General features: G+C 47.2%; 1 protein-coding gene. It reads right to left on the bottom strand.

Annotation, left to right across the window (positions count from 1 at the left end):
- Positions 1-106: 106 nt before the first annotated feature.
- A complete protein-coding gene (locus R8N47_RS01235) occupies positions 107-18727 on the bottom strand; it encodes a retention module-containing protein (RefSeq protein ID WP_213913561.1) in 18621 nt (6206 codons plus the stop codon).
- Position 18728 lies beyond the last annotated feature (1 nt).

Raw genomic sequence — 18728 nt, 5'->3', positions numbered from 1 at the left:
GCTCTTTATTTCTATTTCGATTCAAATATCTCCTGTTTAAAATCAAGCTTTCCCGAAAAAAATGGGCGGCTTATCAGAGCCGCCCATTTTTGTGTTGTATACAGGTTTATCCGTTATCAATAACACCGTTGTTGAGCAATGACTCTACAATTTCGTTGGAGCTGAGACCGTTGAAGTCGATTGAAGTACCTAAGTTTTCCACGACAATAGTCTGTTGAACATTTGCATCCGTCGTAATGTTCAGAGAAACACTTTCCGTCGATGCATCGTAGTCTGCCGAAATGTGACCAAGCAGATCATCCATGTCGATCATTGAGTTATTGAGATCAGAGATAACTTCACGTAAATCGATACTGTCTTCGTTAACAGTGAAGTCAGTAATGGTATCCACTGCCCCTTCATCAACGGAATCTACCGTCCACTTGAAGATATCGCTGCCGTCTCCACCCGTTAAGATATCTGAGCCTAAGCCACCGATAAGCACGTCATCACCATCACCACCCAGAATAACGTCGTCACCGTCTCCACCAATCAAGTTGGTACCTGTGTCTCCGCCGACTAAATAGCTGTCGTCCACTGCGGTTGACTGGTCAATATCGTCGCTATCACTACTCACATCCAAACTAATTTGGACAGGTGAAGACTGCGCTTCATCGCCATTAGATTCCGTTGATATCGCCGTAAGCGAAATATCGTAAGAACCGACATCAATACCACTGTTAGTATCTGTTGCGACAATTTCTAGCGTATCAATTTCATCGCTTGGTACTGTCCAAGTGGTACCATCGAAGCTAATGCCTGATGGAGAAACGCCACTTGTTACCTCAGCACTAGCTGGTACGCCCGTTAGCTCCAAAGACAGCACCTCGTCAATATCAGTAAGCGCCGCCATGATTCCGACAATCGCTAAACCTTGACTGCTCGCGGTTTGGCTAGCCGTAATTTGACGAATGTAATTAAACTGAGGATTGATATTCAATGTAGGTGCATCAGCTACAGGTGTCACATTGATAGTGAAGTCTTGATTCGCCTCCAATGCGGAACCCGATGCATTTTCGAAGTACACACCGTTGTCTTCGACTTTCACCGATAAAGTGATTGAAGCTGCGTTGACATCTCCTGCATCCACAAATACACCCTCAGAAGCGTCTGTTGCTCCAAGAACGGAGTTAATATTATCTGGTGTGCCCATTAGGGTTATTTCACCAGCCATCCCCGCCCCAACAGTCACACCACTACCTGCTGGCGGCTCGACACGAAGGTCGCCCTCGGTAACTGTAAGAGTCACCGTCATGATTTCATTCGCCTGCGCACCAGTGAAGTCGATGTCACTTACACTAATACCCGTTATTTTCTGGCCATCGGCTTCGTTGATCGTATCCGTTACCGACGTTGCAGTGATTTCAGGTGCGTCATTGGTCGCTTCAACATTCAACACTGCTGTGCCCGCGATTGTAATTGGGTCTGGATCGCCGTTAGTTGTTCCGTCATCTGTGATTTCATAAGTGAAATTAACGTCACCAAAGAAATCTGCTGCGGGTTCAAACGTCCACTCTGTCGCACTCACTTGAGTCAACGTGCCGGAAGTTGGGTCCACTAACGCAACATTATCGACGGTCAAGTTGTCTGACTCAGGATCACTTGCGTTGCTCAGCAACTCAGTAGCCGTAATAGTTACCGAACCACCATCTTCTTCGGTACTACTCAACGTTACCTCTGATGTTACCGGTGCATCGTTCACCTCAGTGACTTCGAAGGTCGCCGTTCCTGACACCGTTTGAGGATCTGAAACACCGTTCGTTGTACCGTTGTCGGTAATGTCGTAGGTCAGATCGACCTTGCCGTTGTAGCCAGGCGCAGGAGTAAATGACCATGTACCTGTTACGTTGTCGAAATCCAATGTGCCGCTGCTTGGATCAACCAACTGGACATTGCTCACCATCAAGGTGTCGTTTTCAATATCAGACGCATTCGCCAACAAATCAGCTTGGGTAATATCAACCGCCGTACTGTCTTCTGCGATATCAGAAAGTGTCACTTCAGACGTCGTTGGAGCATCATTGACTTCCGTTACGTTGAACGATGCGCTGCCGTTAACCGATTTAGGATCGGATGCACCATTTGTCGTGCCATCATCTGTAATGGTGTACGTGATTTCAACTGGACCGTTGTAATCTGGTGCAGGGGTAAATTCCCACTCTCCCGTGCCACTGTTGAAAATAATGCTGCCCGAATTCGGATCCGTTAACTGAACATTGCTAACCGTGAGATTATCGTTCTCTACGTCTGTCGCATTCGCAATAAGATCCGCTTCAGAGATGGAGAACACACCACTATCTTCTTCAATATCCGGTAGCGTCACTGGCGTAGTTTCTGGGGTATCATTCACCGCTGTCACTTCAATATTGAAGCTGCTGCTGTTGGTATTTAGGGTGTCATCTACCCCACCAATTACGATACCTTCATTACCTTGGTCATCGACTGTCACGTCCACCTGAACGTCACCAAAGAAGTTCAGGTCTGGATTAAACTCAATCAGACCGTCTGCAATGGCATTGTTTAGATCGGCCACTGTACCTTTCAGTTCAACGGAGTCCGTACCATCACCGCTCACGGTTAGGTTGTAAGTAGCGATGAGCGTTGGATTAAGCTCCAAGATACCGCTGTCGACGTTCACATTGAGTACATATTCAGCATTCGGATCATCGAGTACGGCATCAATATCGGTAATGCTGAAACCATCAAGCAGCATTGGCGTATCTTCTGGTGTTTCCACATCCACGGTATTGACGAACTCTGGACGATCGTTCACTGCTTCAACATCAACAGTGACATCAAACTCCTCTGCGGAGCCCAAGCTTTGACTGCCATCGAGCCCAGTATCAACGGCTTGCACTTTGAAATGCAGCGAACCATCCCATGAGTTATCGTTGCGATCCCCAGAATTAAACACCACTTGATCCAAGTCTTGAGCATTGATTTCTAAGACAAAAATGCCGCCGCCTTGGTCAGTAAACACTGTCCCATCAGGTAATGAAACACTCGCCCCATCAGGGACATTGGAGACCTCAACTCTCAGCGTCTCTGGATCATTTTCCTGGTAGTTTGCACCATCTCCGATGGACTCTTTGTTATCAACCACTAACGCATTTACATTAATAACAATGTCTTCGCCCTCATTACCTGCAGCCGAAGTGTCGGGGTTCACATCAACATCATCACCAATAGGATTGACAATAAGCGTAAAGTTGTTGTTTCGTTCCGTTGGAACTTGTAGCAACTCCTCTTGAATGAAGACCGTAATACCTATCTCAGCCTCGCCACTAAAGTGTTTTGGCGGTTTAATTTGGATGTCACTCAGGTCAATGGACGTCTGAGTGAGATCTTTTAGTTGAATACTCCATTCGCCCCCACCGTTGTTCTTAACAACATAATCAGAGGAATTGGATTTAACGATAAAGTCATCAGGAAGCCCCGTTAACTTGAGTGAAACGAAACTCTCAGAACCGTCATTATCGTTCAGGCTGATCGAAACACCAGAGCCCGATTGATTCAGCGAAATTAAAGTATCTTCGTCACCAATCACCGTGATTGGCTGCGTCGGATCGGCACCTGTAATGGTAATGTCATCAACGACTGGCGTAACTTCAAATGTGACATCGTCAGTGAAGGTTCTCACATCTATATTATCGCCAGAGTTATTCAAGATAGACTGATCAAACACAGCTTCATCAGTAATTTCTCCCTCGATATTAATCTTGACGGTATTTTGGCCACCACCTACGGGGTAATTTTCTTTTGGCTTAAACAGAACATTGTCAAGCGCACCAGCTAAAATCTCAGCTTCATTAAACTCAATACTGGTTCCTAAGCTGTTACCATTGGCATCAACAAACTCACCTAATGTTGTGTCATCAAGCTCTAACTTGATGTTCGTTAGTGTTTCTCGACCACCTTGAGTGTTGTTAAATTGATCGGCAAAATCAACACTCAAGTTAAGTTGGATTAAGCCATCTTCGTAACCAACACCATCCGCCGTGGGAACGTCGTTATTTAGATCAGTCACAGGTTGTTTGTTTGCATCCAAGCCGAAAGTACCGACGATATCTACTCTTACATTTGGTGTGACATCGCTATCCAACGGCTGATCCCCGGCTGAACTCGGAACGTCTGCAACCGGTAAAACCTGAACTGGAAACTGGACATTATTTTCTTTTTCATCACCGGACTCAGTGTCTTTAGTGACAAACCGAATTGGTAATTCGAAATCACCTGCGTAATCTTCTGCCAAGTGCATCGTCAAGCCATCAAGGCCAGTAATATTTCCACTCGCATCGATATGGGCTTGGAACACGTATTTACCATTGACAAAATCAACATCCGTCCCCGTGATCACCAAACCAGGAGGAATGCCAGGAGCTGTCGGGTCGACGATAATAGTTAAGACATCTTCCACACCATCTGCATTAATCGCATCGACTTTCGACGTCAACTGAGCACCAAGGTTAATAGAATTGTCTTCCAACGCTTGAATTTGGACATCATCAGCCACCTGAATCTCTGCCGCTACACTCATTTTCGGTGTGAGGACGGTTGGAAACTCTAGTGTCACATCCGTTTGACGCACGACCGTCGCATCTTTTTCGTTGCCCAAATCCTCGCCCAAATCATTTACTTCTGCGTAAATGGTTAAGCCAATTTGAGAGAGACCGCCGTTATCGCCATCGTCACTGTCATCGTTTGGTGTTAAATCAAGTCCAGACGGCGCTTTAATTGAGAAGTTGTCTTCATTGGTTACTGTCCAACGACCTCCACCTTCATTTAGTGCACCGACGATAACCAATTGGTTGAGGATCTCAGGGTCCACATTGTGAAATTGAACAACAAGTTGAGTCACCACTTCATCTGAAGACGCATCAAACTCTTGATATTTAATGATATGAGCACCAGATTCGCCCCCCATAGAAGTGTTGATCGTAAAGTCAATGTTACCTTGATCGTCTGACTTCACGATATCGGTAGCACCACCACCACTTTCAGTGACAAGCAGACGGGTTTGGTCATCTATTGCCCCCGTTTTATCCTCTGGCTCAACGATTGGATTAACTTGGACATTCACCGTACCATTGATGGTTTTCTCAGCGATACCTTCACCGGGATTCGAAGCGTCAACATATTCATGGTCAATCTCTTTCACAGTGACGGTTGTGGTCAAGTCAAAGTCAGTACTTGAATCCTGCTCCAACTGGACTTGAACATAGCCACTTGGAGAGATTCTAGCGGAAAAATCTTGCTCTGATTCACCGGCTTGCGGTGAAAGCGTTAGTGTTCCAGAAACAAGCGTTTGTGCCACACCATCTACATAGACCGTGCTGCCTGGAGGAAATCCAGAGATGGTTACATCACTAAAGAATTCATCGGTATCAGGGCTTTGTACGAGCGTCGGTTTCCAATCGATGTCAAAGCGCGTATCTTCATCTCCCTCCGAGCGGACAACGTAGTTATCTTGAGCGTCAATAACGGGTTCGACCTTGATCCTTACCTCTCTTTCAATCACACGACTATGACCATCATTCTCGGTAACAATGATCGTCCCTGTAATCGCAATGTTTTCAGTTGAAGAGGCTTCCGGAATAATTTGAATACCGGAATTAAAATTCAGCCCAGTGATGTTTGCTTCGTAAATCGGTTGACCGTTACCATCATAGCCAACAAAGGTGAGGTCAACGCTTGAACCGTCTGAATCTACGACACGAACACCGTCGGGGATGTTGGACAGGATAACAGTAATGGCTTCTGAATCATCCTGTGGTCTATCGGCAACTTCACCTGATACAACCGAGAAGTTGAGGTTTACAACACCATTCTCTTCAATAGTCGTCTCTATCCCGGCCACATCTCCGTCTACGAATCGGTTCCAAACGTTCCCCGCGTCAATTAATACCGTGTCTGGTATGTCAGCAACACCTTTTACACCAACGATGACGGTCTTACTGCCCAGTGACAACACATCTTCTGTCGTACCGGTAGACAATGATGCTGTGTCTTTCACAATTCCTTCGACATTGAAAGTAAAGTCATCATTGCCGTGCAAAGGAGGAAGAACTTCGACGTTCGCTAATTCAGACTCTGGCACTTCGTAATAAAGTACATTGCCGCCTGAATCGGTCACTTCTACTATCTGACTTGGGTTTGCTGAGTCCAGCCACACCAAAGTAACCCCATCAATTGAGAAGTTAGAAATGCGCACAAATAACGCTTCAGAACCATCTAAGTCCGCTGATGGTTTCATGGTGATCACTTCACTTAATTGGAGTGGGTCGTGATCAGTGACAGGGTCTACCGTATTTTGAGTTCGAGCATTATCCTCAAACACATTAATTCGGTTTACAGTAAAACTACCTTTATCCGCAACTGGGTTTACATCAATAATAATGGTTTCGGTTTCTGAGCGAGCGGTATCTTTCCCAAGCAGTGGATTGTTGTTTTCCGTCGTAATAGCGGTGACATCAATTCTGATTTCGCCCGAGAAGTTATCTATCGGATCAACTTGAACTTCATCAATTCGGCTTGCATCCACCAGATAAACACCACCGGATTTTGGTATCGCACTACCATCTGAATAGACTAACTCTGCGTTACCTTCTCCTTGTGTAAAGACAAGCTCGTACACAATGCCTTCAGGGTTACTAGTGTCTTGGGTTTCAGCCGTGATGTTAAGTGCGACATTGTTTCCATCTTCATCAACCGAATAGTTAAATTCGCTGCTTGCCGTCCACGTTGCAATATCTGCGACGGCAGCAACTTCAATGTCTAAACGACCATTAATCGTATGATCTGGCGTACCATTGTTAAGAATTTCCACGCGGATACGAGGATCGATACCAGAAGCATCGGTTGATGTATGACGATCTGGTACGAAGTACAAGTTATCTAACGAGACAAGCTCACCATTGAATGACTGCTCAACATTTGATGCGTCGAGAACAACCGTATTGCCCACAGATGTTAACTCAATGTAGTTGCCACTGCCGTCTCTGTAGTAGAACGTACCGTTGTGAGTATCAGCATCTCGAATAGTGATGTCACCTAAGCTCTCGTTACGGTCGATATCATGTAAATTGATAACCAAGTCGACTTTCGCAGGGCTAACATCCAGCGTCGACAAGTTGTCCTGAGTATTTGCAGAGTCAACGCCCACAACGACACCATCACGCCCTTGGTCTTCGAACGCAGTAACGGTAGACGTGTCAATTTGCGCATTGCGGTCTCTTATCGAGATATCCACATCGGCATCTGCGATATCGCCATCACCATCGGTTGCAACAACGTTGATGGTGAAATCAATCGAGTCGGTTTCGGTATGGTCAAGATCGTCATTCGGACGGAATGACACACTGCCATCGGTTCGAACAACCAAACGACCGATTTCAGTATCCACTCCGTCAAGAACCTTGTGAACAAATACGACTTGGTCGCTGCCGTTCAAATCGACAGAATCAGAATCAACACCGTTTTGCTTAAAGTAAATGCCTGAATCATCAGCCGAGAATGAAGTCACTTGTGCGCCGTCAGCACCAAGGTCATCATCCCCCTCTACAGGGTCTCGGAATAAACGAACCGTGCGGCTGCCTTGTCCCTCAACACGCGAAATAGATGCATCGTGCAAGGTTGGAACATCATCGGTAATCGTCACTGGTAAGTTAATACCTGCCGTATCGCCATCGACATCGGTCGCAAAGACTGGGAGATCAAGTATGAGTGTATCTTCGCCTTGAGTTGAGTGATCTAGCGCACCCTCAAGCGTAAACTTGTAAGAGCCGTCAGCGTTCAAAACTAGCGTGAACACTGAGTTACCATCAGGTGTTTGACCTTGATAAGTAAAGTTGTTGTTGCTTACCGCGGTTTGAACTAACGTCACCGCAAGACCACCTGAAGTTACTCCTGGTATCGGGTTAGAAGTAAGATCCAGCTGATAAGAGACAACGGTATCTGCCCCTTCCACCGTATCGAAATTGCCCGTTGCTTCTAGGCTGTCTTTGTTGGTTGCCTGGGAGCCGTTGGCAAGGTCATCCTCATCAACAGCCAAAGCATCTGCTGATTTAATTTCGGGAATGTCATCAACTACGGTAATTGGAAGATTCAGTGGTGATGACGTGTCACCATCAAAGTCTGTTACTGTAATTGGAATATCAATGACAAGGTTGTTTTCACCTTGAACAGCGTCGTGGTCGATTGGTCCCAACAGCTCAAATTGGTAGCTGTCATTATTCGCATCAAGAGACAGCGTGAAGATCTTAGTTGATGTGCCAGTAATAACCGCTTCGTAACTGGTTACTCCACCATTCGTGCCTACTAGATTCAACTCGATGCTGCTGCCGTTCGACGTTAAACCAGACACGACTGCATCGAGGTCTGAAACTTGGTAGCTGACAATCTTGTCTGCACCAGCAACGACCTCAAATCCGCCGTTCAATACCGTAGAATCATTACTTGTCGTGTCAGAGCCACCGGCAAGATCATCTTCATCAACGGTTTGTTGGCTAGAGTCTGTCACGTTCACAATAGCTGGAACATCGTCCACCACGGTGATCGGCAAGGTGATGTTATTGGACACATCGCCATCAAAATCAGTCGCGTTGACTGGGAAGTTAATGACCAACGAGTTTTCATCGTTACCCGCAGGATGATCAAGTGCACCTAATAGTTCAAACTCATAACTGTCAGCTGAGCCATTTAGCGTCAGTTTAAAGACGGTATCCGTCGTACCTTGTACGTAAGCTCGGTACTCAATCACACCATTTGAATTTGAAAATTCAACCAATTCAAGCGGCTGACCACCTGAGGTAAGTCCAGAAACAGGCGACGTTAAGCTATCCAACTGGAAGCTAACGATAGAGTCGGCACCATCAGTAACGTCAAAGTTGCCACCAATGATATTGGATTCTGGCGTGTCGTCCGAACCTTGGCTCGGAATATCATCCTCATCCACAGACAAGGTACTACCAGAGCTAATAGCATCAATGGTTGGTTTGTCATCTACGATCGTAACTGGCAAGGTCGCAGTGATGGTATCGTTGTCGCCATCCGTGATCTTCACAGGTAGATTCAACAAAATCTCATCAGAGTTAACCGCGTGATCTAACTGACCAGATAACTCAAAGTCGTATTTACCATCTTGATGAAGTGTCAACGTGAAGACCGTCACTCCACCCGGAGTTTGTCCCACGTAAACAAGCGCGTCAGCAGTTGAAGCACCAACGTCTTGAGAAAGTGTTACCTCTTCTCCACCCGATTTCAGGTTCGGAATAGGATTTGAGCTCAGATCCAATTCGAAAGCATCAATACCATCTGCGCTAGTGACTTCGAATTCACCTGATACCGTTAACGGCTCTTTAGTGCCATCAGAACCAAGAGGTAAGTCATCTTCGTCGACACGTAGACTTTCAATATTGGTAACAACTGGAACATCGTCCACAACGGTAATTGGCAATGTGAAGGCTGGTGAAGTATCACCATCATTATCTGTCGCCGTCACAGGGAGGTTAATAACAATCTCGTTTTGCTGATTACCATCTGGATGATCAAGCGGCTTCTGTAAATCGAACTCGTAGGTGTTGTTCGTTGCATCCAACGTCAGTTCGAAAACCACTTCAGCAGGATTGCCAGCGACACCTTGGTATACGTTCACGCCGTTTGCGCTAGAAGACAGAACTAAGGTGATAGCGTCACCATCTGAAGTCAGTGACGCAACTGGCGTGGTCAGGTCACTCAGCTGAATAGAAGCAACTTGGTCAGCACCTTCGGTGATATCAAAAGTACCTGAAATAACAGTATCTTCTGCACTTGCAGCATCCGTACCTGCTGGTAGGTCATCTTCATCAACGGTTTGTTCGCTGCCTGCTAGCAAACCATCAATGGTCGGAACATCATCCACAACCGTAATTGGTAAGGTGATGTTGTTCGACACGTCTCCATCAAAGTCAGTCGCGTTTATCGGTAAATTTATGATCAGTTCATTCTGGCCATCAGCATTTGGATGATCGAGACGAGCGAGCAAATCGAACGTGTAGCTGTCATCAGAGGCATCGAGGGTTACACGGAATACTGGTGTCGTCGTGCCATCAATACGAGCTTCGTAAACTGAAACGCCACCTGCGTTTGATACTTCAACCATAACCAGAGATTGACCACCAGAGGTCAGGCCTTGTACTGGCGTCGTTAGGTCAGAAACGCTGTACTCGACAATGCCATCAGAACCATCAGTCGCGATGAAGTTACCGGCAATGCTGTTCGACTGTGTACCATCAGATCCGATTGTTGGGATATCGTCCTCATCAACCGTTTGCACACTTGTTGCTTCGATTCCACCAAGTGTCGGCTTGTCATCAACGATCTTGACAGGAATTGTCTCAGCAGAGGTATCGCCATCAAAGTCTGTTGCGATGATTGGGAAGTTGAGCGTTAACTCATCACTATCAACAGCATGATCGATTGGGCCTTCAAGCGTGAAGTTATAAGAGCCATCAGTGTTCACTGTCAGTGTAAAGACCGACTCGGTGCCTGCTGTTGCTTGATAGGTAAAGCTGCCGTCGCCATTTGCGGTTTCAGCCAATGTGACTGCCACGCCTTGTGATGTGAGTCCAGCCACTGGTGTTGCTGAAGCATCAAGCTGATAGCTCACTACTCGGTCAGAGCCTTGTGTGGTGGTGAAGTTGCCATCGATTGAAATCGGGCCAGTCTGATCCGAACCAATCGTGCCTAAGTCATCTTCGTCAACGGTAATTGCATCGACATCGGTAATGGTTGGCTTATCATCCACGATGGTGACTGGGATCGTTTCTGTGGTGGTATCACCATCAAAGTCCGTCGCGATGATTGGGAAGTTCAGTGTCAGCTCATCACTACCCGTCGCATGGTCGATTGGACCTTGCAGCGTGAAGTTGTATGAACCATCCGTATTCACGGTCAGCGTAAATACGGCTTCAGTTCCTGCTGTCGCTTCATAAGTGTAGCTACCGTCGCCGTTTGCAGTTTCCGTCAGCGTGACGGCCACACCTTGTGATGTCAGACCATCAACTGGTGTTGCAGCAGTATCTAATTGGTAGCTCACTACCCCATCAGAGCCTTGCGTTGTAGTGAAGTTGCCATCGATTGAAATTGGATCTGAGCCATCAGAGCCAATCGTCGCTAGGTCATCTTCATCCACACGGATTGCGTCTACATCAGTGATGGTTGGTTTATCATCAACGATGGTGACAGGTAGTGTTTCCGTCGACGTGTCGCCATCAAAATCTGTTGCGATAATCGGGAAGTCGATTTGTAGACTGTCACTATTCACCGCATGGTCTAGTGGACCTTGCAGAGTAAAGGTGTAGCTGCCATCTGGCTTCACAACCAATTCAAATACGGCATTGCCATCTGCTGTGGCAGTGTAAGTAAAGCTGCCATCACCATTTGTTGTCTCAGTAAGCACGACAGGCTCACCATGAGAGGTCAACCCTGCTACTGGATCTGCTGTTGCATCAAGCTGGTATTTAACAACACTGTCCGAGCCTTCAGTTGTGGTGAAAGAGCCCGACATAAACGCATCATCGTTTTGGTCTGAGCCAATTGAGGCAAGGTCATCTTCGTCTACTGTTAGTGGGACAACGTTATCGATGGTTGGAACGTCATCAGTAATCGTGACTGGAATAGTCGCGGTTGTCGTATCGCCATCAAAGTCTGTTGCAATGATTGGGAAGTTCAGAACCAATTCATCGCTGTTTAACGCGTGATCCACCGGCCCTTCAAGACGGAAATTGTATGTGCCATCAGCATTAACATTCATGGTGAAGACCGGATTGCCATCCGCGGTAGCCACGTAAGTGAAGCTGCCATCAGCATTCGCATTCTCTACCAAAGTAACAGGCTCACCGTGAGAAGTTAAACCTGCGACAGGATCAGCCGTTGAATCAAGTTGGTAGCTCACTACACGGTCTGAACCTTGGGTAGTGGTGAACGCGCCTTCAACAAACACAGCGTCACTTTGGTCTGAGCCAATACCTGATAAATCATCTTCGTCTACAGCCAGAGGCACAACATTATCGATGATTGGCGCATCATCCGTAATGGTGACTGGAATGGTTGCCGTGGTCGTATCACCATCAAAATCGGTGGCAATAATTGGGAAATCAATCGTCAGGCTGTCGCTGTTAGCGGCATGGTCAATCGGGCCTTGCAGCGTAAAGTCGTACGTACCATCTGTTGCGACATTCAACGTGAAGACAGGATTACCGTCAGCGGTCGCCACATAGGTAAAGCTGCCGTCGCCATTCGCGGTTTCCACCAAGGTAATCGCCTCACCTTGAGATGTCAGACCCGCAACAGGATCAGCGGTTGAATCCAGTTGATAGCTCACCACTCGGTCAGAGCCTTGTGTGGTAGTAAACGCGCCTTCAACGAACACAGCGTCAGTTTGGTCTGAGCCCACGCCGCTAAGGTCATCTTCATCGACACTCAACGCATCCACCGCTGTGATGGTCGGTACATCATCAACAATCGTGACTGGAATGGTTTCAGTAACGGTGTCGCCATCGAAGTCGGTTGCGATAATTGGGAAGTTGAGTGTCAGCTCATCACTATCCACCGCGTGATCAATTGGCCCTTCTAGCGTGAAGTTGTAAGAGCCATCAGTATCTACTGTCAGAGTAAATACTGGGTTGCCACCCGCAGTCGCTTCATAAGTGAAACTACCATCACCATTTGCGGTTTCAGTCAGCATTACCGCTACACCTTGCGATGTTAAACCGTCCACCGGTGTTGCTGAAGCATCGAGTTGGTAGCTCACTACTCGGTCAGAGCCTTGTGTGGTAGTGAAGTTACCATCAATAGAAATCGGGTTGCTTTGGTCTGAGCCAATTGACGCTAGATCATCTTCATCAACCGTGATTGCGTCGACGTCAGTAATAACTGGCTTATCGTCCACGATCGTCACAGGGATCGTGGCGTTTGTGGTGTCGCCATCAAAGTCGGTCGCAATAATTGGGAAGTTGAGCGTTAACTCATCATTATCAACAGCATGATCGATTGGGCCTTCAAGCGTGAAGTTATAAGAGCCATCAGTGTTCACTGTCAGCGTAAAGACCGCTTCAGTACCCGCTGTCGCCTTGTAAGTAAAGCTGCCATCACTATTTGCGCTTTCAGTCAGCGTGACAGCCACGCCTTGTGATGTAAGGCCGTCAACTGGTGTTGCAGAAGCGTCAAGCTGATAACTCACTACTCGGTCAGAGCCTTGTGTGGTGGTGAAGTTGCCATCGATTGAAATTGGGTCAGTCTGGTCTGAGCCAATCGTGCCTAAGTCATCTTCATCAACGGTAATCGCATCGACATCGGTAATGGTCGGCTTATCATCCACGATGGTGACTGGGATCGTTTCTGTGGTGGTATCACCATCAAAATCCGTCGCGATGATTGGGAAGTTCAGTGTCAGCTCATCACTGTCTGTCGCATGGTCGATAGGACCTTGCAGCGTGAAGTTGTATGAACCATCCGTATTAACGGTCAGCGTAAATACGGCTTCAGTTCCTGCTGTCGCTTCATAAGTGTAGCTACCGTCGCCGTTTGCGGTTTCAGTCAGCGTCACTGCCACACCTTGCGATGTTAGACCATCAACTGGCGTTGCAGCAGTATCTAATTGGTAGCTTACTACCCCATCAGAGCCTTGCGTTGTAGTGAAGTTGCCGTCGATTGAAATTGGATCTGCGCCGTCAGAGCCAATCGTCGCTAAGTCATCTTCATCCACATGGATTGCGTCTACGTCAGTGATGGTTGGTTTATCATCAACGATGGTGACAGGTAGTGTTTCTGTCGACGTATCGCCATCAAAGTCTGTTGCGATAATCGGGAAGTCGATTTGCAGACCGTCGCTATTCACCGCATGGTCTAGTGGGCCCTGCAGAGTAAAGGTGTAGCTGCCATCTGGCTTCACCACCAATTCAAATACGGCATTGCCATCTGCTGTGGCAGTGTAAGTAAAGCTGCCATCACCATTTGTTGTCTCAGCAAGTACGACAGGCTCACCATGAGAGGTCAACCCTGCTACTGGATCTGCAGTTGCATCAAGCTGGTATTTAACAACGCTGTCTGAGCCTTCAGTTGTGCTGAAAGAGCCCGACATAAACGCATCATCGTTTTGGTCTGAGCCAATTGTTGCGAGATCATCTTCGTCTACTGTCAGTGGAACAACGTTATTAATGGTTGGAACGTCATCAGTAATCGTGACTGGAATGGTCGCGGTCGTCGTATCGCCATCAAAGTCTGTTGCAATGATTGGGAAGTTCAGTACTAGCTCATCGCTGTTTAACGCATGATCGATTGGACCTTCTAGACGGAAGCTGTATGTACCGTCTGCATTCACGTTCATGGTGAAAACCGGATTGCCATCCGCGGTAGCCACGTAAGTAAAGCTGCCATCGGCATTCGCAGTCTCTACCAAAGTAACAGGCTCACCTTGAGAAGTTAAACCTGCGACAGGATCAGAAGTTGAATCAAGTTGGTAGCTCACCACACGGTCTGAACCTTGGGTAGTGGTGAACGCGCCTTCAACAAACACAGCGTCAGTTTGGTCTGAGCCAATACCTGATAAATCATCTTCGTCTACAGCCAGAGGCAAAACATTATCGATGATTGGTGCATCATCCGTAATCGTGACTGGAATGGTTGCCGAAGTCGTATCACCATCAAAATCGGTGGCAATAATTGGGAAATCAATCGTCAGGCTGTCACTGTTAGCTGCATGGTCAATCGGGCCTTGCAGCGTAAAATCGTAAGTGCCATCTGTTGCTACGTTTAACGTGAATACCGGATTGCCGTCTGCGGTCGCCACATAAGTAAAGCTGCCATCACCGTTGGCGGTTTCCACCAAGGTAATCGCCTCACCTTGAGACGTTAGCCCCGCAACAGGATCAGCCGTTGAATCCAGTTGATAGCTCACCACTCGGTCAGAGCCTTGAATAGTGGTAAACGCGCCTTCAACGAACACAGCGTCAGTTTGGTCTGAGCCCACGCCGCTAAGGTCATCTTCATCGACACTCAACGCATCCACCGCTGTGATGGTCGGTACATCATCAACAATCGTGACTGGAATGGTTTCAGTAACGGTGTCGCCATCGAAGTCGGTTGCGATAATTGGGAAGTTGAGTGTCAGCTCATCACTATCCACCGCGTGATCAATTGGCCCTTCTAGCGTGAAGTTGTAAGAGCCATCAGTATCTACTGTCAGAGTAAATACTGGGTTGCCACCCGCAGTCGCTTCATAAGTGAAACTACCATCACCATTTGCGGTTTCTATCAGTGTGACAGCCACGCCTTGCGATGTTAAACCGTCCACTGGTGTTGCTGAAGCATCGAGTTGGTAGCTCACCACTCGGTCAGAGCCTTGTGTGGTAGTAAAGTTGCCATCAATAGAAATTGGATTGCTTTGGTCTGAGCCAATTGACGCTAGATCATCTTCATCAACCGTAATGGTGTCGACGTCGGTAATAACAGGCTTATCGTCCACGATTGTCACAGGGATAGTGGCATTTGTGGTATCGCCATCAAAGTCTGTCGCGATGACTGGGAAGTTCAGTATCAACTCATCACTATCTACTGCGTGGTCGATTGGACCTTCAAGCGTGAAGTTATAGCTACCATCAGTATTCACTGTCAGCGTAAAGACCGACTCAGTGCCTGCTGTTGCTTGGTAGGTAAAGCTGCCATCAGCGTTTGCGGTTTCAGTTAGCGTGACTGCCACGCCTTGTGATGTGAGTCCAGCCACTGGTGTTGCTGAAGCATCAAGCTGATAGCTCACTACTCGGTCAGAGCCTTGTGTGGTGGTGAAGTTACCATCGATTGAAATCGGGTCAGTCTGATCCGAACCAATCGTGCCCAAATCATCTTCATCAACGGTAATCGCATCGACATCGGTAATGGTCGGCTTATCATCCACAATGGTAACAGGCAATACGATTTGACTTGTGTCACCATCAAAGTCTGTAGCAATAACGCTAAAATCAAGGGTTAAGCTGTCGCTATTTGCCGCATGGTCAATTGGACCTTGCAGCTCAAAACTGTACGAGCCGTCGGTATTCAAAATTAATGTGAAAACTGCACTGCCATTTGCCGTTGCGCTGTAGGTGTAACTGCCATCTGCATTTTGCGTTTCGGCAATGGAAACGGTTTGACCTTGAGATTGCAGGCCATTTAAAGAATCAGCGTTTACATCCAACTGATACTGTACGACGCCATCAGAACCTTGAGTCGTCGTGAACTGACCTTCAACCAATGTTGGCTGTGATTGGTCTGAGCCTACCGAACTTAAGTCATCTTCATCGACGTTAAGAGCGACAACGTCATTAATAGTTGGCACATCATCAGTAATGGTAACCGGTAGAACAAGTGAGCTGGTGTCACCGTCAAAGTCCGTTGCGACAATAGTGAAGTCTAGAGTTAAGCTATCGCTACCCACAGCATGATCGATTGGACCTTCAAGGGTAAACGAATAAGTACCGTCAGGGTTAACTTGTAAGGTGAAAATAGCGTCCCCTTCTGCCGTTGCAGAATAGGTAAAGCTGCCATCTGAATTGGTTGTTTCCGTCAGAGAGATAGATCGCCCCTGCGATTCCAACCCATTGAGTGGATCAGTGCCGCTCTCTAATTGATAACTTACAACACGGTCTGAGCCCTGAGTCGTCGTGAAGCTACCTTGCGCGAACACAGAGTCGCTTTGATCGGAGCCAATGCTTGATAAATCGTCTTCATCGACGGCTAGCGCATCAACGCCATCAATCGAAGGAACGTCATCTTGAACTTGAATGACAATTTGCGCAGCTTCTGGTGTGTTCGAACCTTCGGTAATAGAGGAGCGGTCACCATCCGCATCTACCGCGTAAACTGGCAGTGAGAAAGTGAGCGAGTCATCGTTAGCACCCGTATGGTCAAGTTGTTCATACAAGTTGAATTGGTATTCGCCCAATGCAGGTGCATCAATCGCCACATCAAATACGGTAATACGCACACCATCCAGCTCGATGAAGCCTTCGTAAGTACGTACGCCGTTACTCTCGGACGCTAGTTCTAGTTGAACAACCTGCCCTTGAGATTGGAGTTCTCCACCAACATTGAACTCTGTAGGTTCCAACTCATAGTGATCAATGATGTCACTTCCGACCGCTGTCGTGATCGACCCAGTACCACTTGTTACTGCCGCGCCTTCCTGTGAACCTTGGTCAACCCCCGCCTCATCTAAAGACAAGCCCGTCACGTTCTCAATCACTGGGTTATCGCCATCGAGGATGGTCATCGTAAAGGTGTTGCTTGCCGTATCTTGGTCGAAATCGACGATTGTGGTTGGCAAAGAGAGCTCAATCGTATCTTCACCGTTTGTTTGTTCTAACGGCTTAAATTGCTCAAATTGGTAGGTACCATCAGTATTCAAACTGATGGTTAAGACGGTTTCATTCGAGCCCGCAATGGACAAGGTGATAGTACTGCCGTCTTCAGAGAGTACCGCTTCTGTCGCCTGATTATCACTCAGTAGGCCATCGAACTGACTAAGTCCTTCTTGATTAAACGTGACCGTTGCCAATTGATCACTACCAATATCAACAAAAGTGCCAGTAATTGGTGTAGAAGAAGATTCAACGTTTTCAAAAGTAACGTTCTGCGGCGCAGGATCATCGCCATCAATAACGGTTGTCGTAAAATCGATAGGCGCTTGAATGCTGTTCCCACCAATATCTGCGCCAGTAATATCAAAAGCAATATTGATTTGATCACCGACGATCGATACTTGGCCATCAGCAACAGACGCAACATGGTCAATACCCTGGCTAATCGTGGTAACGACCTCTAACTCTAAATCACGGCCTAAAGATGTCGCTTCGATCTCGATACGAAGCACTTCGTTACCACCTTGAGTGCCGATAATAGCATTTTGCGCTTCGTCGTAAACGAACGCCACTGGCTGACCACCAGAGGTAATGTCACTATTTAACTCGATTAACAAAGACTCTAATGAGGACGTTTCAGGTACAAATGAAGCAGTATCAAGTGCGAGATCCCCTGCTTCAACCAGCACACTAGAAGAAATGGTTTGCGGGTAGCTAGATAGAGAAGTTGAGCCTTCTGTTACGCTAGATTGCAGTGACTGCCCACCATCAGCAAAAATCGTGACATTCAAACCGTCATCTTCGTCGCGATCATCTTCTCCGCTGCGAGTCGCAGACGTTTCAAAAAAAGTAGACGCGAGTACTTCCGGGTTATTATATTCAACCGTCACGTAGCCAGCATTAGCCGAGCCTTCAGCACCTGCGCCAGCAGCTGTTGCTTCTAAGATAGCGGTAGGGTCAGCTCCGTCTAAAATAGCTTGCTGGATAGCGGCAATATCGTTGGCGTCGAAGTCAGCACTTCCAATAGCCGTTGGGTCAAAAGTCACCAAGCCATTAACTGGAGATTGTACCAATACTGGTTCTAACGGTTCAGAAGAAGGCACAGGAAGACAAGCAACACAATTTGCATCGACCAGATAAAGCTCATTATTTATCTGTACGTCGAGAGAAGCATTATTTTCTGTGATAATAATCTCGCCAGGTCTTAACTCATCCCCCGCTTTTATGACCTTAACGTTTCCATCCAGGCCCAAAACCAAAACTTCACCTTTGACAGCATTTACAATCGCGCTCTGCGGTACCGTGTGCGTACTCATC

The sequence above is a fragment of the Vibrio sp. 2132-1 genome (genome assembly GCF_033344315.1).
This window is presented reverse-complemented; position numbering and strand designations above follow the sequence as displayed.